This is a genomic window from Salmonella sp. 32120201201600049SM (genome assembly GCF_017572835.1).
Taxonomy (GTDB): Bacteria; Pseudomonadota; Gammaproteobacteria; order Enterobacterales; family Enterobacteriaceae; genus Salmonella; species Salmonella enterica.
This window is the reverse complement of the sequence record NZ_JAGESA010000007.1, coordinates 78,881-99,983: the sequence shown is the minus strand read 5'-3', so window position 1 is coordinate 99,983 and position 21,103 is coordinate 78,881. Positions and strand designations below refer to the sequence as shown.

Below are 21,103 nucleotides of genomic sequence, written 5' to 3'. Positions count from 1 at the left end.
CCCCTGGTTTAACACAAATTTCCCCGCCGGATGGCGGCGCTGACGCGCCTTATCCGGCCTACAGAACCACACGCAGGCCCGATAAGCGCTGCAATAGCCACTACGCCAACTGGCGCAGCATTCGACGCAGCGGCTCGGCGGCGCCCCATAACAACTGGTCGCCTACGGTAAACGCCGATAAGAACTCTGGCCCCATGTTCAGCTTACGCAGACGACCAACCGGCGTAGTCAACGTGCCGGTCACCGCCGCCGGGGTTAATTCGCGCATAGTGATATCACGATCGTTCGGCACCACTTTCGCCCACGGATTATGTGCCGCCAGCAGTTCTTCCACCGTCGGAATGGATACCTCTTTTTTCAGCTTGATGGTGAACGCCTGGCTGTGACAGCGCAGCGCGCCGACGCGCACGCACAAACCATCAACCGGAATCACAGAGGCAGTATTGAGAATCTTGTTGGTTTCCGCCTGGCCTTTCCACTCTTCGCGGCTCTGGCCGTTATCGAGCTGTTTGTCGATCCAGGGGATCAGGCTTCCCGCCAGCGGTACGCCAAAGTTATCAACCGGCAGCTCGCCGCTGCGGGTCAATGCCGTAACTTTGCGTTCAATATCAAGAATTGCGGAAGACGGCGTCGCCAGTTCATCGGCGACATGGCCATACAACTGACCCATCTGGGTTAACAGCTCGCGCATATGGCGCGCGCCGCCGCCGGAGGCGGCCTGATAGGTCGCGACGGATACCCAGTCAACGAGATTATGGGCAAAGAGACCGCCCAGCGACATCAACATCAGGCTAACGGTACAGTTACCGCCCACAAAGGTCTTCACGCCATTGTTCAGGCCGTCGGTAATCACGTCCTGGTTGACCGGGTCGAGAATAATAATGGCATCATCTTTCATGCGCAGCGTAGAAGCCGCGTCAATCCAGTAACCCTGCCATCCGCTTTCGCGCAGCTTTGGATAAATTTCGTTGGTATAATCGCCGCCCTGGCAGGTCACGATGATATCGAGCGCTTTTAGCGCATCCAGATCAAAAGCGTCCTGTAGCGTGCCGGTGGAGGTGTCGCCGAAGGTGGGCGCCGCCTGTCCAAACTGGGAGGTAGAAAAGAAAACAGGGCGAATAGCGTCGAAATCGCGCTCCTCTACCATGCGTTGCATGAGAACAGAGCCGACCATTCCGCGCCAGCCGATAAAACCAACATTTTTCATAGCGTTTTTTTCCTGCAAAGAGATGTGCTGTGTATGCGCGCCAGTATCCTGTGGCGCATCCTTCACCATACAAAAAGCAGCCAAAGTCGCAAGTGAAATTAATCAATGATAGCGAAGCCATCAGTAATGCGACTTATCCTGCCTTACCGCGCAAGCAGAAAGTCCAGTGGCGATTATCAGGGAATTTGCGTTAGGAAGGGAATCATTTCCGTCGCTGTTTTATTGATCCTAATTATGGATCAGCGTAGAAATTTGCCTGTTTTTATGCGCGTACTGAAACATGGCGAGGCAAAACGTCGTTGGGCGATTGCCATGCACACCTCAATAAAAAAACCGGGTAGCGATTACGCCTTACCCGGCTTACGGTGTCGATATGTGCCCGTTTCCAGGCCCGGTAAGCACCGCGCCACCGGGCAACAAGACTCAGCTCAGCAGTTGGAAAGCAATCATCCCGACAATCGCGCCGACCGTGCCGAGGATAGTCTCCATCATCGTCCAGGTCTTCAGCGTCTGCGCTTCGGTCGCGCCGGTAAATTTACCGAACAGCCAGAAGCCAGCGTCGTTAACATGAGAAACCACAATTGAACCGCCGGCGATACAGATAGAGAGCGCCGCCATCTGCGCGCCGGAGAAATTCAGTTGCTCAATGACCGGCATCACCAGACCGACCGCGGTTAAACACGCCACGGTCGCGGAACCCTGAATGATGCGCACCGCCGCCGCCAGCACAAAGCAGGTAATGGCAATCGGCAGTCCCATACCGGTTAACGCTTCGCCCAGCGCCGGGCCGACGCCGGAGTCAACCAGTACCTGTTTGAACACCCCGCCTGCGCCAATCACCAGCAGGATAATGCCCGCCGGTTGCAGCGCGTGGCCGCAGATTTCCATCACTTTGTCTTTCGGCATCCCCTGACGCATCGCCAGGCCGTAAATCGCTACCAGACAAGCGACCAGAATCGCAGTGAAGGGGTGACCGATAAACTCAAACCATTCGTAAGCGGTGGAACCTTCCGGCACAAAACGCGCGGCGATCGTTTTCAGCCCTACCAGCACCAACGGCAGCAGAATCAGCGACAGGCTGAAGCCGAAAGAAGGCATTTTACCTTCACCCAGATGCGGCTCGGTAATGTCGTCAGGAATACGCAGCTCAACGTAACGGCTGATAAAATTCCCCCACAGCGGCCCGGCGATAATCATGCCAGGAATGGCGGCGCACAGCCCAATCAGGATCATCCAGCCGAAATCAGCATGCATCTGGGAAGCCAGCAGCATCGGCGCAGGCCCAGGCAACAAAAACGCCGCGGCTGCCGCCACGCCCGCAAACAGCGGAATGACCAGCTTCACCAGGTTTGTGCCGGTATGACGCGCCATAGAGAACGCCACGCTTATCAGCAGCACAATCGCCACTTCAAAGAACAGCGGGAGCGCGCAAATCAGCCCGGCAAGGCCAATCGCATAGTGCGCGCGGTTATGGCCAAAGGATTTAAGCATCTTGACGGCTATCTGATCGACCGCGCCGGTTTCATGCAGAATCTTGCCAAACATCGCCCCCAGCGCGACCACAATCGCCAGGAAGCCCAGCGTGCCGCCCATCCCTTTTTCCATGGTCGCGGCGATTTTATCAAGCGGCATCCCTGAAAAAAGCCCCGCGCCCATTGAGACGACCATTAACGCGACGAAGGCGTGCATACGCGCCTTCATCACGAGAAACAGCAGCAGTAAGACGGAACCGACGGCGGTTAAAACCAGTGTTAATGTACTCACAGCGTACTGCCTTTATTGATGACCTCAATGGTGCTCGCCACAACGCCTTCCAGCGGCTGGTCGATATCCACCACCAGAACATCGCGTTCGTCGGCACCCGGCTCTTGCAGCGTTTCAAACTGCGTCACCAGCATCTGGGTTTTGAAGAAATGACCTTTGCGCGCTTTCAGACGGCTTTCAATGACGTCGAAATCACCTTTCAGATAGATAAAGGAGAGGTTCGGGTTTCCCTCGCGCAGCAGGTCGCGATAATGTTTTTTCAGTGCGGAACAGACGATCAGCGAGATTTTATTGGTACGCTGCATCGCGAAAGCGGCGTCGTTCAGCGCCTGTAACCACGGTTTGCGGTCATCATCATTCAACGGCTCGCCGGAAGCCATTTTTTCAATATTGCAGCGCGGATGCAGAAAATCGCCGTCCAGAAACGCGGCATGAAGCTGATGCGCCACGGCGCTTGCGACAGCGGATTTACCGCTGCCTGATACGCCCATCAGAACGTAAACGTGGTGATCATGATTAGTCGTGCTCAAAGCGGGCCCCCACTCTACAAGTTGCAAAATTTGTTACGGGTAACTGTTATCGGTAACATTGTCCAACCGCACCATTCACGACGCAATGACCATTCGTGCCAAAAGTGAATAAGTGTGAGCTACTTCAAAGTTGTCAGACTAAATAGATCCGCCCGGTGACAAGGTGAAACCTAAATCTAACATTTTCGGCGTGACCGTTTCGCCGCGAATGCGGGCCAACAGACGTTCCGCGCCAATGCTGCCCATTCGCTCGCGCGGCGTCAGGACGCTTGCCAGACGCGGTTCCATCACCTGGCCGATGTCATGACCGTGGAACCCGGCGATCGCCATGTCGTCCGGGATTTTTAGCCCCAGGCGCTGGCATTCGAAGGCCGCCCCCACCGCCAGGTCATCGTTGGTGCAAAAAATACCGTCAAGCTGTGGGTATTCACGTCGCGCCTGGCGCATGAGTTCGATACCGGAAGAGTAGGATGAAGATTGCTCCATCATCACACTGTAAGGAACCAGGCCTGCGTCCCGCATCGCCTGTTCATAGCCCTTCTGCTTGATGATAGTACGTTCGTCGAGGCGCGCCCCCAGATAGGCGATATGACGATGACCACGCGCGATAATCGCGGCGGTCATCTGACGGGCGGCCTCGAAGTTATCAAAACCAACGGCAATATCGAGACACGGCGACTGGCTGTCCATCAGTTCCACCACCGGAATCCCGGCGACTTCGATCATTTTTAAGGTGCGCGGCGTATGGGTACGCTCAGTGAGGATAAGACCGTCGATATTCCAGGAGAGCATCGACTCCAGGCGCTCCTGCTCCATTTCGGGCTTATAGCCGTAGTGCGCCAGCATGGTTTGATAACCATGCGCGTCGGTGACGGCCTCAATGCCGCGTAACACTTCCGCAAAAACCTGGTTGGTGAGAGACGGTAACAGCACGCCGATAGCGCGACTGGTGGCGTTAGAAAGGATATCAGGAGCGCGATTGGGAATATAACCCAGCTCATCAAGTGCAGCGGCAATTTTGCCCCGCAGCGCCACGGAGACCTGCTCCGGGTTACGCAAAAAGCGGCTGACCGTCATTTTGGTCACGCCCACGCGGTCGGCCACATCCTGAAGTACGGGTCTTTTCTTTTTCATCGTCCTGAAAGGTATAAAAGGGATAGATTTGCCCAGTTTACCACGGACGTGCGTGAACCTTCGCAGAGAAAAAAAGTCGTTTTTTTATTGTGAGAAATACACAAAATCATTCGAGTTGCATCAAGGCGGCGACGCAGTGACAAATTCGTCAGGAACGAATTTGAACAACCGAAGGTTGCCTCTGGTGAGGGACAAGGATGTCCCTCAGTAAATCCCCGGGAGCGTACATTAAGTACGCGACCGGGGTGAGCGACAAATCTGCCGGGAGCAGATTTGAACGCTGCTCGCAGCGGCCCCGAAGGGGCGAGGCCTATGGATGGGCCGAGTAATAAAGCCAACACAGATGCGGCTTGAAGGATGACGTGTATTTTTAGACTGGCGGCAAGTCAAACAACAACACTTCACTGTCGCTGTCGGCATGAATCGAGATTGCCTGCTCATCCCAAATCGCCAGGCCGTCGCTGGTCGTCGCTTTGGTACCGTTAATGGTCACGTTACCTTTTACCACCTGGATCCAGACGCGGCGCTCAGCGGCAATCTGATGCACCGACTGCTCATCTTTAAGCAGCGCCCAGCGGTACAGCTCCATATCCTGGTGCACTTTCAGCGAACCATCGCGAGCATCTGGCGAAAGCACCAGTTGCTTGCCCTGCGCGGCGTCGAAGCGGCGCTGTTCGTAGCGCGGCGTGATGCCTGTTTCTTGCGGAATGATCCAGATCTGGTACAGCCGCAGACGATCCGTTTTGCTCGGGTTGTACTCGGAGTGGCGAACGCCGGTCCCGGCGCTCATAATCTGGAATTCACCGGCCGGAACCTGTTCTTTATTGCCCATACTGTCCTGGTGTTCTACGGCACCTTCCAGCACATAGGTCAAAATTTCCATGTCTTTATGCGGATGCGTGCCGAACCCCTGGCCTGCGTCGATCACATCGTCGTTAATCACACGCAGCGCCGAGAACCCCATAAAGTTCGGATCGTAATAATCGGCAAAAGAAAAGGTATGCCAGGAGTCAAGCCAGCCATGATTCGCATGACCGCGGTCGTTTGCTTTGCGTAAGTAGATCATTGTGTTCACCCCCAGATGTTTTCGATGGAATAAGTGTGGACTCATTCCGTCCGGGATCATAGAGGGTGAAAATTGACTCCTCTGTTCAAAAAAAATGAATAAGCGCAGAGGAGTCTGTAAGGGCTATTTAGCGAGGGTTATCGTCGCAGGCGTTGCCTGTTCGAAGGCACGCTCGAGGATTTCCAGATTGGTAAGAACTTCAGATTCCTTGACGTAATTAGGCGTACCGACGGTCAACGTCTGGTACAGCGCATCATAGACGCGGCCATAGTCACCCGTTTCCGGTTTCACCTCTTCTTTCACGGTCACGCCGTCATCGTTAACATATTCCAGCACACCGACGGATTCGTCAGCGGCGAAACCGGGTTCACCGGGCATAATGTTCGCTTTCAGGCTGGTTTCTTGTTGATCGATACCGTATTTCACAAACGAACCTTTGGTGCCGTGAACAATAAACTTCGGATAGTCGATTTTCACCAGATGGCTGGTTTTAACGATAGCCTTCAAATCGCCATAAAACAGTTGCGCTTCAAAGGTGTCATCCGGATTCGCTTTATTACGCAGGCTACGAATGTCATACGCGACATGATCCGGACGGCCAAATAGCGAAATAATTTGATCCATGGTGTGGACGCCAAGTCCATAGAATGCGCCGTCCTGCGGCAGGCCCGGTTTGGTTTCTGCTACCGGGCGGTAATAATCGAAATGGCTTTCAATTTCGACAATCTTGCCCAGTTTGCCGCTCTCAATCGCTTTTTTAGCCGTGAGAAAACAGGAATCAAAACGCCGATTCTGATACGGCGTGACGGTCAGTCCTTTGCTTCGCGCCAGGTCGAACAACACTTTTGCCTCCGCCAGCGTCGGCGTGAAAGGTTTCTCAACCAGCACATTTTTACCCGCTTCCAGCGCGCGTTTGGCGTATTCGAAATGGCTGTCAGCATGCGTACAGACGATCACCAGTTTTACCTGCGGATCGCCCAACACCTCATCCAGATCGCTGGTGAAGTGAATATGCGAATACTGCGGCGCCTGCTCTTCCGATTTAGCGTGACGACGGAAAATATGCGCGACATGCCAGGTATCTTTCCGATTCAGAACGTAGGGGAGATGGTAACGGGTGGTACTTTTGCCGAATCCAATAAATGCGCAGTGTAAGGTCATGAGACGATCCTTTTGAAGATGATTGTTTACACCATAGCGCAAAGCGTGAGGAGACTGAATGTTGGATTCTTTGCCGGATGCGGAGAAGCCTTTTCGGGCCTACAAAAGCAGATGCCTCAAGATCGGCCGTCGGCGTCGCGGTCCGTTTGTTCACGGCAAGCGCGCAGGGCCCGGAGCGTACTAAATGTACGTGAGGAGCACGAGCACTTCCCGGGGACAAAATGACAAGTAAGCCAGGCTGAAACAAAACCCCAAAAAAAAGCCAGCAAAAGCTGGCTAAAGTAATACTGGAAGCAATGTGAGCAATGTCGTGCTTTCAGGTTCTCCGTAGGGTTCCCCTGAATGCAAGGCAATAATAATCATTCTCATTCGCACTTGTCTACTTCTTTTTGCAAAAAAATGCGGTTGACGGAATTTTCTTTCTCAGCGAGTGTAAATACACAATTACCCCTGCAGGAGATAAGGAATGAGTGAAATAGTGATACGCCACGCTGAACCGAAAGATTACGACGCCATTCGTCAGATCCACGCCCAGCCGGAGGTGTACCACAACACGCTACAGGTTCCTCATCCTTCCCTCGAAATGTGGCAGGCGCGGCTAACCGAGCAAGCCGGGGTTAAACAACTGGTTGCCTGCATTGACGATATTGTCGTTGGCCATCTTTCTATTCAGGTCACCCAACGTCCCCGTCGCAGCCACGTGGCCGATTTTGGTATCTGCGTGGATGCCCGGTGGCACAATCGTGGCATTGCCAGCGCGCTGATCCGCACCATGATCGACATGTGCGATAACTGGCTGCGCGTTGACCGTATTGAGTTAACGGTGTTTGTTGATAACGAGCCCGCCGTGGCGGTGTATAAGAAGTACGGCTTTGAAATCGAAGGCACCGGTAAGAAATACGGCCTGCGCAACGGTGAGTACGTTGATGCGTACTTTATGGCGCGCGTGAAATAGCGCTTCCCCGCCCCACCCTGTGGGGCGAAACGTCACAAACCTTCACAACATTCCAGTTATTGCAACCTACTTCCCCTATATCAAAACAATAACCATCTGAATTTCATGGTTATTACCACTTTAAGCTTTATCACCGTTTTTTCCGTAATTTTAGCAATATTAATATTACATTTTTGTTTTTTTTTGGTTTCTGCCATCACTTTATGGTGACAATCACAACAATATACTCCTCCCGGGACTAATTTAACCACGGTGAGGTAAAAAATGAAATTTGAACGCCATCATAGAATATTGAAGGAACTCAGTATTTCGGGAGTTGTAAAAGTTTCAAATCTGGCGAAAAGTCTCAAGGTAACAAAGGAAACTATTCGTTCAGATCTCAATGAACTTGCCGGACAGGGATATCTTACTCGCTGTCATGGTGGTGCATTTATTACCCTTGATTCTCTTGATAACGTCGCAAAAAATGAAATTGCTTATGTGCTGGAAAAATATGAATCAGCGCAGAAAATAAAAAAAGGTCTCTCTGCCATGAAAAATAATGTATGTGTTATTGGCTCGTTCAATGTTGATATTATCAGTTATCTACCGAGATTACCCTCAACGGGAGAATCATTGCTGGCCGATAAATTTATTTTTTCACCCGGCGGTAAGGGATGTAATCAGGCATTAGCAGCAAGCTATGCCGATTCTGATGTGCATTTTATTACTAAAGTCGGCTCAGATCATTTTAGTGATTACGCCATTAATTTTATAAACTCATCAAAAATCCATAAAAGTGTTATCTACCAGACCAAAGAAACACAAACAGGTACAGCAACCATCATGGTGAATGGAGATACCGGAGATAACGTCATCGCTATCTACCCTGGCGCCAACATGACAATTTCCCCTGATGAAATCACCATTCAGAAAGAAGCCATTGTTCATTCAGATATTGTTCTTGTCCAACTGGAGACGAATTACGAAGCGCTGCAGCAAACAATTCGTCTCGCACAAAAAAATGACATACCGGTCATCATCAATCCAGCGCCATACAATGACATGGTTAACACCATCATTGATAACATTGACTATATTACGCCAAATGAAACGGAAGCAGGCCTGCTGGCCAATATGGCGGTTAATGATATCGAATCAGCCAAATGCGCGGCCAAAATTATTCATCAGAAAGGCGTCAAAAATACCATTATTACATTAGGTAGCAAAGGTTCGCTTGCTTATGATGGCACACAATTCATCTATTCCCCGGCATTTCCGGCAGTTGTAAAAAATACGGCGGGAGCGGGTGACGCTTTCAATGGCGCCCTCGCATCTGGTCTTGCAAAAGGAAAGTCACTGGCATCCGCATTGTGCTACGCCAGCGCATTTGCCTCACTTGCGGTTGAAACGCCTAATGCCTCTGATATGCCGGAAAACGACTCCGTTCTTCATCGTATTCAGGGTTCACATTACAAACAAACTATCTCTACTCACTAAATCAAGGAGCAGACTATGAACAATACGCAGAAAAAACTAAAGGTGCTCTTTATTGGAGAATCCTGGCATATTCATATGATTCATTCAAAAGGTTATGACAGTTTCACCTCCAGTAAATATGAAGAAGGCGCTACATGGTTACTGGAATGCTTGAGGAAAGGCGGCGTTGATATTGATTACATGCCTGCCCACACGGTACAAATTGCCTTTCCAGAGAGTATTGACGAATTAAATCGTTACGATGTGATTGTTATTAGCGACATTGGTAGTAATACCTTCCTGTTGCAAAACGAGACATTTTATCAGCTAAAAATAAAACCAAACGCTCTGGAGTCCATTAAAGAGTACGTCAAAAATGGCGGTGGACTACTCATGATTGGCGGTTATCTGTCATTTATGGGTATTGAGGCAAAAGCCAATTATAAGAACACCGTTCTTGCTGAGGTTCTGCCAGTTATTATGCTTGATGGCGATGACCGGGTAGAAAAGCCCGAGGGTATCTGTGCTGAGGCTGTCTCACCTGAACATCCTGTTGTTAACGGGTTCTCAGATTATCCGGTATTTCTTGGATATAACCAGGCCGTCGCCAGAGACGATGCCGATGTCGTATTAACAATAAATAATGACCCATTGTTAGTGTTCGGTGAATACCAACAGGGTAAAACCGCCTGCTTTATGAGTGACTGCTCCCCACACTGGGGAACCCAGCAGTTTATGTCATGGCCGTTTTATACCGACCTGTGGGTCAACACGCTTCAATTCATCGCCAGAAAATAAAAAACAATGGAGTAACGAAAGTTACTCCTTTTATAAAATATAAGGATTGATGTATGAACAAGAATAAGTACTCAACCCCCTTACTGATGCTTGCCACCATCTTAGCCGGTATGCTTTCCCCGATGCAGTCTGCCGTTAATGGGCAGTTAGGACATTGGTTACAAGACGGTAATGCTTGCGCAGTAATCTCGTTTGCCAGCGGTCTGGTCGTCATGTTTTTTATTATTATTGCGCGCAAAGAAACACGCCAGCAATTCGCCTCAATCCCTACTCTGATTAAAAAGAGAAAAATCCCGCTATGGAATTGGTTTGCAGGATTATGCGGGGCGATGGTCGTATTTTCTGAAGGCGCATCCGCCAGCGCGCTGGGCGTTGCCACCTTTCAAACGGCATTAATTTCCGCTCTGCTTCTTTCCGGCCTGCTGTGCGACCGTTTTGGCATCGGTGTGGAGGAGAAGAAATATTTTACGCCATGGCGCATTACTGGCGCATTGTTCGCCGTTATCGCCACCATTTTTGTCGTGTCGCCACAGTGGCACTCAACCTCGTTTATCCTGCTCGCTATCCTCCCCTTTTTGGCCGGGTTACTCGCTGGCTGGCAGCCTGCGGGGAATGCTAAAGTCGCCGAGGCAACGGGCTCCATGCTGGTGTCCATTACATGGAACTTCATCGTCGGCTTTTGTGTCCTGGGCGCAGCGCTGGCGATACGTATCGCATTAGGCCATGTCACCATCCAGTTACCCGATACATGGTGGATGTATCTCGGTGGTCCGCTGGGTCTGCTGTCCATCGGGCTAATGGCGATTCTGGTGAGAGGCTTAGGGCTATTGATGCTGGGCGTAGCGTCAACAGCAGGCCAACTGCTTGGCTCAGTGCTAATTGATGAATTGATCCCTTCATTAGGCAATACGGTCTACCTGGTCACCATCATCGGTACGCTGTTCGCGTTAGTCGGTGCGATTGTGACCACCATCCCTGAATACAGAGCATCCAAAATGGCGCAAAGAATGGAGGTGTCAGAATGAAAGGTTTCCTGCAAACCGTAACAGGCCCGGTGGCGCATACGGATATGGGGCTGACGCTACCGCATGAACATCTGTTTAACGATCTGTCTTCGGTCGTAGACGAGCCACATTATGCTTTTTCACAGCAACTGGTGGGAAAGAAAGTCAGTGCTGACCTGCAGTGGGGGCTGAAACACGACCCATACTGCTGCGCCGATAACATGGACCGCAAAGAGATTGATGATGTTATCTTCGAAATCAATAATTTTATGTCTTTAGGCGGCAGGACGATTGTCGACGCCACCGGATCAGAATCCATTGGACGGGACGCCTCAGCGCTGCGAGAAGTTGCCTTAAAAACGGGTTTGAATATCGTTGCGTCATCCGGACCTTATCTGGAGAAATTTGAAAGTACCCGGATCCATAAACCTGTTGAGCTGTTAGCCTCACTCATTGATAAAGAACTGAATCAGGGTATTGGCGAGACGGATATTCGCGCTGGCATGATCGGTGAAATCGGCGTATCCCCCGCGTTTACCCAAGCGGAGCGTAACAGCCTGCGGGCAGCGTCTCTGGCACAATGTAACAACCCCCATACGGCGATGAATATCCATATGCCGGGGTGGCTGCGGCTGGGGGATGAGGTGCTGGATATCGTGCTGGAAGAAATGAACGTCTCTCCGGCAAAAGTCTCGCTGGCGCATTCGGACCCTTCAGGAAAAGATGTCGTCTATCAACGTAAAATGCTCGACCGTGGCGTATGGCTTGAATTTGACATGATTGGTCTGGACATCACCTTCCCAAAAGAAGGTGTCGCGCCGGGCGTTCAGGAGACCGCAGATGCAGTAGCGAATCTGATTGTACTGGGTTACGCCGACCAAATCGTTTTAAGCCATGATGTTTTTCTCAAACAGATGTGGGCGAAAAATGGCGGAAATGGCTGGGGGTTTGTCCCGAATGTCTTCCTCGCCTATCTGGCTGCTCGCGGAGTAGACAACGATACTCTGCGCAAGCTTTGTATTGATAATCCAGCCCGATTACTCACGGCATAATCTGCAAATAGCCCGGTGTCTGACACCGGGCCTGGAATTAAAAATCAGTATCCCGCCGTTAAATCATCCACCGAACGCGGGTCAGACGCGCCATACAGTTCGCCATCCGGTCCAACCATAATACTTTGGGTACTGCCCATCGCTTCTTTCAGCGCCACTTTCTGCCCTTTCTGTTCCAGCAACTTCAGCGTATCGGGACTGAAGCCCTTTTCTACCCGCAGTTCGTCCGGCAACCATTGATGATGGAAACGCGGCGCGTTGGTCGCTTCGGCGACATTCATGCCAAAATCAATGCTGTTCACTACCATTTGCAGCACAGTAGTGATGATTCGACTCCCGCCAGGACTGCCGGTCACCAGCCAGGTTTTGCCATCTTTTACCACAATAGTGGGCGACATCGACGACAGCGGACGCTTCTTCGGACCGACCGCGTTAGCATCGCCGCCTACCAGGCCATAAACATTAGGTACACCGGGTTTAGCAGAAAAATCATCCATTTGATTATTCAGCAGAATACCGGTATTTCCCGCCACAATTCCTGTGCCGAAGGTGGTGTTCAGGGTATAGGTCACCGCCACAGCATTGCCGTCTTTATCCACCACCGAGAAGTGGGTGGTCTGGTTGCTTTCATACGGGGCGAGCTTGCCCGGTTTTATCTGGCTGGAAGGTTTGGCCTTGTTGATATCAATTTGATCGGCCAGCGTTTTCGCATAGGCTTTGTGGGTCAGCGCCTGCCACGGCACTTTCACAAAGTCCGGATCGCCCAGATACTCTGAGCGGTCAGCGTAGGCGTATTTTTCCGCTTCCGCCATGATTTGCATGGCATCGGCGCTGCCAAAGCCGTACTTCTTCATGTCGAAATTTTCAAGAATATTAAGGATCTGTACGATGTGAATACCGCCCGAGGATGGCGGCGGCATGGAGAAGACCTGATACCCGCGATAGTCACCGCTGATTGGCATACGCTCAACGGCTTTATAGCTGGCTAAATCCTCTTTGGTCATCAGACCGCCGTTCTTCTGCATTTCCCCGGCAATCTGGTCGGCAATCGCCCCTTTATAAAACGCAGCCGGGCCGTTTTCGGCAATCATTTCCAGGCTTTTCGCCAGATTCTTCTGGACCAGCTTATCGCCTTTTTTCAGCGGCTCGCCGTCTTTCCAGAAAATGGCTTTGCTGTTCTCATGGTTGGGGATCACTTCGCTGCCGTAAGTTTTTAAGTCGTCGGCCAGCGCATCGTTAACCACAAAACCCTCTTCCGCCAACTTCATCGCCGGACGCACCACTTTATTCAGCGGCATCGTGCCGTATTTCTCCAGCGCCAGCGAGAACCCCGCCACGGTACCCGGCGTACCGGATGCCAGATGCGACGTCAGCGACTTTTTCGCATCGGCGTTACCCTGATCGTCGAGGAACATATCACGGGTCGCGCCAGCAGGCGCCATTTCACGAAAATCGATCGCCGTGGTAGCGCCATCTTTAGTGCGCAGCAGCATAAATCCCCCGCCGCCCAGATTTCCGGCTTGCGGATGCGTGACAGCCAGCGCATAGCCCACGGCGACGGCGGCATCCACGGCATTACCGCCCTGCTTTAAGATATCCACGCCAACCTGCGTCGCCATTGCATCCACCGAGGCCACCATCCCTTGCGTCGCCCGCACAGGATGAAAGACATCTTCTTCAACACCATAGGAGACTGGCGGCGCGACGGGAGGATTGGCCACCGCGCTAAACGTCCCCCCGGCCAGCAGAGCGGCGATCGCCACCCAGCGCATAAACGTTGGTTTCATCGTTGTTTTTCTCCAGATAAATGGGTGTATGTCCCGTTTAATCCTGGTCCACAACGCTTAAAAAATCATCATCATGGCGAAATAGAGGTACACTTAAAAAGAGGCCTCATCGGGAGGAGACGACAATGAAACGCTTACTACTTATTACGGCTTTGTTACCCTTTGCTGTATTGGCCCAGCCAATTAACACTATGAATAATCCTAATCAGCCAGGTTATCAGATTCCCAGCCAGCAGCGTATGCAGACGCAGATGCAAACGCAGCAGATTCAGCGGCAGGGTATGTTGAAACAACAGATGCAAGCGCAGGCGCGCAGCCAGCAGCAAAATCTACAGTCGCAGTTGAATGCCAATACGCAGCGGGTTCAGCAGGGACAGCCGGGCAACGGTATGCTCGGTCAGCAAACGCTGCCCAATACGCAGGGCGGAATGCTCAGCGGCAGCGGAAATCCGGACCGGATGCTAAACCATTCCCAGCCAATGTTGCAGCAGGACAGCGGGACGCCGCAGCCTGACATCCCGCTGAAAACTATCAGCCCTTAAAACTGAAAGTGAGGGCCGATGTCATCAATGCGATCGGTGCAGATACAATCCACGCCCCAGCGCAGCAGCTCTGCCGCCCGCTGGGGCTGATTGACGGTATACACCAGAATCCGCAGACCCGCGGCCTTAATCTCTTGCACTCGCGTCTCATCGAGTAATTTATGGTTGAGATGGAGGGAAACACAGCCCAGACGGGTCGTCAGTTCACGCCAGTCTTCACGCCATTTATCCAGCAGTAACCCGCGCGGCAGTTCAGGTGCTGCCGCCTGCGCCGCCTCCAGCGCCTCTATCTCAAAGGAAGAAAGCAGCGGCGGCGTCATCCCGGCCCACAGTTCGCGGGCGGCCAACGCCACGACGCGTCCTGTTAGCTTTCCGCTCCCCGTTGTCGGTTTGATCTCAATATTCGCCATCATGCCGTGTTTACGGCAGCGCTCCGCCACCTGCGAGAGCAGCGGCAGCGGCTCGCCTTTAAATTCGCCGCTAAACCAACCGCCAGCGTCCACACGCAATAAATCCTGCCAGTTCAACTCGCCCGCCACGCCCCAACCGTTGCTGGTGCGCTCCAGGTTATCGTCATGCAGCAGGAAAATTTCGCCGTCTTTCGACAGCTTGGCATCAAACTCAATCATGGTGTGCCCGTATCGCGCGCCCACGTCAATCGCCGCCAGAGTGTTTTCCGGCGCCAGTTTACCGCCGCCGCGATGGGCGACAATGTGGGGATAAGGCCAGTTACTCATACACGTTGTCCTGTTTCGCCATCAAAAAGATGCCGCTGATGTTCCGGCAGATGCAGCCATAGCGTACTGCCCGCCGCCGGGCGCTGCTGATGCGCCAACCGCACCACCAGTTTCTGATCGCCCCAGCGCCCATGCGCCAGATTATCCGCGCCCAGAATCTCCAGCGTGTCTACCGTTAACGGCACGCCGCCTTCCGCCTGCGAGCTTAACGCAATATGCTCCGGGCGGATACCCAGCGTCATTTTACGTCCGGCATGACCCCGATAGTCCGCACTTATCGGCAACGCCAGACCGCCAGGCAATTCGAAACGGTCGCCGGAAGCGCTGATAACGCCGTCCAACAGATTCATCGCCGGGCTGCCAATAAAGCTCGCCACGAAGCGACTGGCCGGTTTTTCATACACCTCTACCGGCGTGCCAATCTGTTCTGCGACGCCTTTATTCATCACCATCACCCGCTGGGCCAGCGTCATCGCCTCTACCTGATCGTGAGTAACATAGAGCGAGGTGGTACGAAGGCGACGATGCAGATGTTGTAACTCCAGACGCATCTGCACGCGCAGCTTGGCGTCGAGGTTAGAGAGCGGTTCGTCGAATAAGAAGACTGCCGGCTCGCGGACGATCGCGCGCCCCATTGCCACGCGCTGCCGCTGACCGCCGGAAAGCTCGCGTGGACGGCGTTTAAGCAGGCCGTCCAGCTCCAGAATGCGCGCCGCCTCCCGCACGCGTTCTTCAATATGCGCTTTGCTCATACCGCGAATTTTTAGTCCCCACGCCATGTTCTCCTCTACGCTCATATGGGGATAGAGAGCATAGTTCTGAAATACCATCGCGATGCCGCGATCTTTGGGCTCCATCTCGGTGACCCGTTTGCGATCAATCCAGATATCGCCGCTGGTCACGCGTTCCAGACCGGCCACCATCCGCAGCAGCGTTGATTTGCCGCAGCCGGACGGCCCGACCATCACGATAAACTCGCCATCCGCCACGTCCAGCGTCAGCGGTTGAATGACCTGGGTTTTGCCGTCCCAGCTTTTGGTTACTGCCTGTAGTTTTAAACCAGCCATTTTATTTCTCACTGTCCACTAAACCACGCACAAACGCCCGTTGCATGGCTAAAACGATAACGACCGGAGGGATAAGGGTGAGCAACATTGCCGCCATCACCTGGTTCCATTGCGTGGTACCTTCGCCGGTAGCGATCATCCCTTTGATACCCGCTACGGCAGTGCCAAGATTCACGTCGGTGATAATCAACAGCGGCCACAGATACTGGTTCCAGCCGTAGATAAAGGTGATGACGAATAACGCCGCCAGGTTGGTTTTTGACAGCGGCAACACGATGTCGCGGAAAAAGCGCATCGGCGACGCGCCGTCAATACGGGCCGCCTCCACCAGTTCATCCGGAAGCGTCATGAAGAACTGACGAAACAGGAAAGTGGCGGTAGCGGACGCCATCAGCGGTAGCGTCAGACCGGCATAGCTGTCGAGCATTTTCAGGTTGGCGATCACTTCCACCGTCGGGAAGATACGCACTTCAACCGGCAACATCAGGGTGATAAAAATCATCCAGAAGAACAGGTTACGCAGGGGAAAACGAAACCAGACGATGGCGAATGCGGAAAGCATAGATACCGTGATTTTGCCTACCGTAATGCTGAACGCCATAATGAAACTGTTAAGCATCATCAGCCAGAATGGCGCGCTATTAACACCGACGCCGTTGACCCAAATAGTTTTGATATTCTCCAGTAACTGCGTGCCGGGAAGCAGCGTCATCGGCGTCTCAAACACCGCACGGTCGTCCAGCGTCGCCGCGACAAACGCGACATACAGCGGAAACAAAATGACCGCGATCCCCAGAATCAGCATGGTATGGCTGAATATTGTCAGCCCGCGACGATTCTCTATCATTGGTAACGCACCTTACTTTCCACATAGCGGAACTGCACCACCGTCAGAATGATGACGAGGAACATCAACACTACCGACTGCGCGGCGGACGCCGAGAGATCCAGGCCGGTAAACCCTTCGCGATAGATCTTATAAATCAGCGTCGTGGTGGCTTGTACCGGCCCGCCGGCGGTCGCGGCGTCGATCACCGGGAAGGTGTCGAAAAAGGCATACACCAGGTTGACCACCAGCAGGAAGAAACTGACCGGCGCAATAAGCGGCAAAGAAAGCCGGAAGAAACGACGAATCGGCCCGGCGCCGTCAATGGCCGCCGCTTCCACCAGCGAGCGGGGAATGGATTGCAGCGCGGCAAAGAAGAATAAAAAGTTGTAACTAATCTGCTTCCAGACTGACGCAAATACCACCAGGAACATCGCCTGACCGCTGTTTTGCGCATGGTTCCAGTCATAGCCGAATTCGCCGAGGAAATGGGTGATTAATCCCCGCCCCGGGTTAAACAGGAAAATCCACAATACGGCGGCGACGGCGGGCGCGACGGCATAAGGCAGCAGCATCAGCGTCTGATAAAAACGGCTGCCGCGCACCACGTAATCCACCAGGGCGGCGAAAAACAACGAGACCAGCAGGCCGCTAAATGTGACCAGCGCGCTGAATTTAATCGTCGTCCAGAAGGCGTCGAGATAATAACTGTCGTGAAAAAGCGCGACAAAATTCTCCAGCCCGACAAATTGGCTGGAAAAACCAAACGGATCGACGCTTTGCAGCGAATACCACAGCGCTTCGCCCGCAGGCCAGATAAAGAAAATAACGGTGATAACCAACTGCGGGGCAACCAGTAAATACGGCAGCCAGCGCGAGCGGAACACCGGACGGGATGATGACATGAAGGTTCTTTTCCTGGAAGGTGCCGGATGGCGGTGCAAGCACCTTATCCGGCCTACAAATGCTGTAGGCCTGATAAGCGCAGCGCCATCAGGCACTTATACACTTAAGATTTGCTCGCTTTCTCAAAACGACGCAGTAACTGATTCCCGCGATCCACCGCGGTATCCAACGCCTGTTGTGGGGTTTTCTTCCCGGTCCAGACGCTTTCCAGCTCTTCGTCCACGATGGTACGAATCTGCGGCATATTGCCCAGACGCAAGCCTTTGGTGAAGGGTAACGGCGGCTTATTCAACATCTGGCGAGTGGCGATATCCGCACCGGGGTTTTTATCGTAATAACCCTGCTCGCGGGTCAGCTCGTAGGCGGCGGTGGTAATCGGCAGGTAGCCGGTTTTTTGATGCCATTCAGCAGCGTTTTCCGGTTTTGCCAGGAAGTCGAGGAATTTGGCGACGCCGGTATAGGTTTCTTTATCTTTACCCTGCATGACCCATAGGCTGGCTCCGCCGATAATGGCGTTTTGCGGCGCGCCCTTGATATCAGCGTCGTACGGCATCATACCCACGCCATAGTTAAATTTGGCATACTGGCGGATATTGGCGAGCGAACCGGAGGACGCGGTTGTCATCGCGCAGTCACCGTTATAAAACTTCTCGGTAGACTCGTCCTTACGCCCAACATAGCTAAAATCGCCTTTTTTATTCATCTCTTCCAGCAGCGCGATATGTTTCACCTGCTCTGGCTTATTAAACTCCAGCACCGCATCTGTACCGTCAAAACCATTGTTTTTACTGGCGAAGGGGAGACCGTTCCAGGCGCTGAAGTTTTCCAGTTGGATCCAACCTTGCCAGCCGCTGGCGTAACCGCATTTCATGCCTGCCGCTCTCAGTTTCGCGGTATAGTCAGCCAGCTCCTGCCAGGTTTTCGGCGGCTGTTCCGGATCTAAACCGGCTTTCTTAAAGGCGTCTTTGTTGTAGTACAGTACCGGCGTGGAGCTGTTAAAGGGCTGGGAGAGCAGATGCCCGCTTTTAGCATCGGTGTAGTAGCCTGCAACGGTTGGTACAAACTGGGACTCGTCAAAGTTAATACCGGCGTCTTTAAACATTTCATAAACCGGCTTAATGGCTTTCGAGGCCATCATGGTCGCTGTCCCAACCTCATAAACCTGCAATATTGCCGGCGCGTTGCCGGTACGGAATGCCGCGATCCCGGCGCTCAGGTTCTGTTCATAGTTCCCCTTATAGACCGGAACGATTTTGTAATCCGGATTGGCCTGGTTGAAACGTTGCGCCAGTGAATCAACTTCTTTGCCTAACTCCCCTTCCATTGAATGCCAGAATGGAATAGTGGTGACGGCCAACGCCTGACCCGTAAATGCCAGACTTAGCGCCAGTCCTAAAGCTGTATGTCGTAACGATATCATCGGTTATCTCTCTTTTTGTGCCGGGATGCGCGATATCACGCGTTTTATGTTCGCGGGGGTAACATGACATGCTCGAATGACAGAAAAATAACTTTTTTATTACAAAAAAAAGATAGTAAGGCGACAGAGAGATGGCAAGGCAGTGAAAGCGCCGGAAAAGAAAAGTGGGAGCTACGGCACGGATAGGTACGACATTATTCCCGGGGGCGGCGCACATGCCGTAACTCAACCAGGCGGAGCGTCGCCGGGATTAACATCTCAGGCGCGTAAGCGAACGGCAATTTGCTCCAGCGTAAGCCGCCCTGCCGCCGCATCGACTGTCATATCGACAAAATCCGGATTCGCAGCGAGTGAGATCCCGTTACGCTTTAAAAACAGCAGCGTAATAAATAAGGCGGTGCGTTTGTTACCATCATTGAAGATATGCCAACGGGATATAGCGAGCAAATGCATTGCCGCCAGCAGCCACACGTCGGTCACCCCTTCATATTCGATTTGATTGAGTACCCGGTACATTAGCGCTTCCGCGCGGCCAGGATCAGGCATGCCTGTTACACCAGGCGTAACGCGGAGAAGCCTGTCGTGAAACTGAATTATCTCTTCCGCTGAGATAAGTTGTAGGGTCATTTATCCGCCAGATCCCTGAGCTCATTGCCATGAACCGCCATAATGGCAGCAAACTCATCATCCATTCGCGCCGTCTGATAACGCTCAAACTCCTCGGCGCTGATGATCACTGCGGACTTATGCCCACGACGCGTGATGGTGACAGGGCCCGCCGTCACCGCGCTTTCCAGGACTTCGGCCAGATTTTGCCGCGCTTCGCTATAGTTAACCGTACGCATAAACATCTCCCCAGTTGTACATGTTTATTGTACAACAAACACGTACAAAAAAAGAGCCATCAGGCTCTTTTGAAAAATTTTACCGCTTGCCGTTACCGGGGGCGGCGCACGCGCTTCCCCCTGGCACAGTCTAACCGCCCAGATAGGCGCTGCGCACCGCTTCGTTCGCCAGCAGTGCATCACCGGTATCGGATAGCACCACGTGGCCGTTTTCCAGCACATAACCGCGGTCGGCGAGCTTCAGCGCCTGGTTAGCGTTTTGCTCGACAAGGAAGATGGTCATACCCTGCTCGCGCAACTGCTCAATGGTGTCGAAGATCTGCTGGATGATGATCGGCGCCAGCCCCAGCGACGGTTCATCCAGCAGCAATAGCCTCGGCTGGCTCATCAGCGCGCGGCCAATCGCCAGCATCTGCTGTTCGCCGCCGGACATGGTGCCCGCTCGCTGGATACGGCGTTCATGCAGGCGCGGAAACAGCTCGTACACCCATTTGATACGCTCCTGAAACCGATCGCGCTCGGCAAAAAAACCGCCCATCGCCAGGTTCTCTTCTACCGTCATCCGCGAGAAGACGCGCCGCCCTTCCGGCACTATCGCCACCGCTTCACGCATGATTTTCGCCGTCTGCCAGTCGGTGATGTCTTTACCGTCAAACACCACCCGTCCGCTGGAGGCGCGCGGATCGCCGCACAAGGTGCCAAGCAGCGTCGTTTTCCCCGCGCCGTTAGCGCCAATCAGGGTAACGATTTCCCCCTGGTTGATGTGCAGACTGACGTCGTGCAGCGCCTGAATCTTGCCGTAGTGGGCGCTGACTTTTTCAAACGTTAACATCGTTTTTTCCAT

General features: G+C 52.9%; 21 protein-coding genes and 1 pseudogene. 7 read left to right on the top strand and 15 right to left on the bottom strand.

Annotated features, from left to right (window positions below):
* Positions 1–100 precede the first annotated feature (100 nt).
* Positions 101–1,207 (bottom strand): aspartate-semialdehyde dehydrogenase, encoded by a 1,107-nt coding sequence (gene asd, locus J4650_RS15330; RefSeq protein ID WP_000799940.1) that lies wholly within the window; start codon positions 1,205–1,207, stop codon positions 101–103.
* Between the two features lie 126 nt (positions 1,208–1,333).
* On the opposite strand from asd, the pseudogene J4650_RS15325 reads away from it, so the two are divergent.
* A pseudogene (locus tag J4650_RS15325) lies at positions 1,334–1,708 on the top strand (MarC family protein); the annotation flags it as partial.
* Here J4650_RS15325 and gntU read toward each other — a convergent pair.
* The 5 genes from gntU to J4650_RS15300 form a co-directional block, all read right to left on the bottom strand.
* Positions 1,631–2,971 (bottom strand): gluconate transporter, encoded by a 1,341-nt coding sequence (gene gntU / locus J4650_RS15320; RefSeq protein WP_000105950.1) that lies wholly within the window; start codon positions 2,969–2,971, stop codon positions 1,631–1,633. The pseudogene J4650_RS15325 and the gene gntU overlap by 78 nt on opposite strands.
* Positions 2,968–3,501, bottom strand: coding sequence for a gluconokinase (gntK, locus tag J4650_RS15315; RefSeq protein ID WP_000108342.1), 534 nt, complete (start codon positions 3,499–3,501; stop codon positions 2,968–2,970). Before gntK ends, gntU begins: the two co-directional genes overlap by 4 nt.
* A 138-nt stretch (positions 3,502–3,639) precedes the next feature.
* The gene (gene gntR / locus J4650_RS15310; protein ID WP_000730239.1) at positions 3,640–4,635 is read right to left on the bottom strand and encodes a gluconate operon transcriptional repressor GntR; all 996 of its coding nucleotides are present in this window, start codon (positions 4,633–4,635) and stop codon (positions 3,640–3,642) included.
* A gap of 370 nt (positions 4,636–5,005) precedes the next feature.
* Positions 5,006–5,701 (bottom strand): pirin family protein, encoded by a 696-nt coding sequence (locus J4650_RS15305; protein ID WP_000639789.1) that lies wholly within the window; start codon positions 5,699–5,701, stop codon positions 5,006–5,008.
* Between the two features lie 123 nt (positions 5,702–5,824).
* Positions 5,825–6,862, bottom strand: coding sequence for an oxidoreductase (locus tag J4650_RS15300; RefSeq protein WP_023993861.1), 1,038 nt, complete (start codon positions 6,860–6,862; stop codon positions 5,825–5,827).
* Between the two features lie 466 nt (positions 6,863–7,328).
* Here J4650_RS15300 and yhhY point away from each other — a divergent pair, with 466 nt between their 5' ends.
* The 5 genes from yhhY (at position 7,329) to J4650_RS15275 (ending at position 12,129) form a co-directional block, all read left to right on the top strand.
* The gene (gene yhhY, locus J4650_RS15295; protein WP_001290278.1) at positions 7,329–7,817 is read left to right on the top strand and encodes an N-acetyltransferase; all 489 of its coding nucleotides are present in this window, start codon (positions 7,329–7,331) and stop codon (positions 7,815–7,817) included.
* A gap of 264 nt (positions 7,818–8,081) precedes the next feature.
* Entirely contained in the window at positions 8,082–9,296 is a 1,215-nt protein-coding gene (locus J4650_RS15290) for a PfkB family carbohydrate kinase (RefSeq protein WP_000667440.1), read from the top strand.
* Positions 9,297–9,311: 15 nt separating this feature from the next.
* The gene (locus J4650_RS15285; protein ID WP_001066509.1) at positions 9,312–10,073 is read left to right on the top strand and encodes a glutamine amidotransferase; all 762 of its coding nucleotides are present in this window, start codon (positions 9,312–9,314) and stop codon (positions 10,071–10,073) included.
* Positions 10,074–10,126: 53 nt separating this feature from the next.
* The gene (locus J4650_RS15280; RefSeq protein WP_001038949.1) at positions 10,127–11,098 is read left to right on the top strand and encodes a DMT family transporter; all 972 of its coding nucleotides are present in this window, start codon (positions 10,127–10,129) and stop codon (positions 11,096–11,098) included.
* Positions 11,095–12,129, top strand: a complete 1,035-nt coding sequence (locus J4650_RS15275) for a phosphotriesterase (protein ID WP_000675711.1) — start codon at positions 11,095–11,097, stop codon at positions 12,127–12,129. The genes J4650_RS15280 and J4650_RS15275 overlap by 4 nt, the downstream gene beginning before the upstream one ends.
* A 44-nt stretch (positions 12,130–12,173) precedes the next feature.
* Here the strand turns inward: J4650_RS15275 and ggt are convergent, their stop codons facing one another.
* Complete coding sequence (ggt, locus tag J4650_RS15270) at positions 12,174–13,916, bottom strand: gamma-glutamyltransferase (RefSeq protein ID WP_023993859.1); 1,743 nt, start codon at positions 13,914–13,916, stop codon at positions 12,174–12,176.
* Positions 13,917–14,041: 125 nt separating this feature from the next.
* Between ggt and J4650_RS15265 the strand changes: the two genes are divergently transcribed.
* Positions 14,042–14,458, top strand: a complete 417-nt coding sequence (locus J4650_RS15265; RefSeq protein ID WP_023993858.1) for a DUF2756 family protein — start codon at positions 14,042–14,044, stop codon at positions 14,456–14,458.
* Here J4650_RS15265 and ugpQ read toward each other — a convergent pair.
* The 8 genes from ugpQ to livF form a co-directional block, all read right to left on the bottom strand.
* Entirely contained in the window at positions 14,455–15,195 is a 741-nt protein-coding gene (gene ugpQ, locus J4650_RS15260) for a glycerophosphodiester phosphodiesterase (RefSeq protein ID WP_000073545.1), read from the bottom strand. The genes J4650_RS15265 and ugpQ overlap by 4 nt on opposite strands.
* Positions 15,192–16,262 carry a sn-glycerol-3-phosphate import ATP-binding protein UgpC gene (locus tag J4650_RS15255; protein WP_000907846.1) on the bottom strand — a complete coding sequence of 357 codons (1,071 nt, stop codon included), beginning with the start codon at positions 16,260–16,262 and terminating at the stop codon, positions 15,192–15,194. Before J4650_RS15255 ends, ugpQ begins: the two co-directional genes overlap by 4 nt.
* A 1-nt stretch (position 16,263) precedes the next feature.
* Positions 16,264–17,109, bottom strand: a complete 846-nt coding sequence (ugpE, locus tag J4650_RS15250) for a sn-glycerol-3-phosphate ABC transporter permease UgpE (protein WP_000572196.1) — start codon at positions 17,107–17,109, stop codon at positions 16,264–16,266.
* On the bottom strand, positions 17,106–17,993 hold the full coding sequence (gene ugpA / locus J4650_RS15245) for a sn-glycerol-3-phosphate ABC transporter permease UgpA (protein ID WP_000099303.1): 888 nt from the start codon (positions 17,991–17,993) through the stop codon (positions 17,106–17,108). The genes ugpE and ugpA overlap by 4 nt, the downstream gene beginning before the upstream one ends.
* Before the next feature lie 104 nt (positions 17,994–18,097).
* Positions 18,098–19,414, bottom strand: coding sequence for a sn-glycerol-3-phosphate ABC transporter substrate-binding protein UgpB (gene ugpB, locus J4650_RS15240; RefSeq protein ID WP_023993857.1), 1,317 nt, complete (start codon positions 19,412–19,414; stop codon positions 18,098–18,100).
* A 258-nt stretch (positions 19,415–19,672) separates the two neighbouring features.
* The gene (locus J4650_RS15235; RefSeq protein WP_023202025.1) at positions 19,673–20,041 is read right to left on the bottom strand and encodes a type II toxin-antitoxin system death-on-curing family toxin; all 369 of its coding nucleotides are present in this window, start codon (positions 20,039–20,041) and stop codon (positions 19,673–19,675) included.
* Positions 20,038–20,259 carry a type II toxin-antitoxin system Phd/YefM family antitoxin gene (locus J4650_RS15230; protein WP_023993856.1) on the bottom strand — a complete coding sequence of 74 codons (222 nt, stop codon included), beginning with the start codon at positions 20,257–20,259 and terminating at the stop codon, positions 20,038–20,040. Before J4650_RS15230 ends, J4650_RS15235 begins: the two co-directional genes overlap by 4 nt.
* 130 nt (positions 20,260–20,389) lie before the next feature.
* Positions 20,390–21,103, bottom strand: coding sequence for a high-affinity branched-chain amino acid ABC transporter ATP-binding protein LivF (gene livF / locus J4650_RS15225; protein WP_000416114.1), 714 nt, complete (start codon positions 21,101–21,103; stop codon positions 20,390–20,392).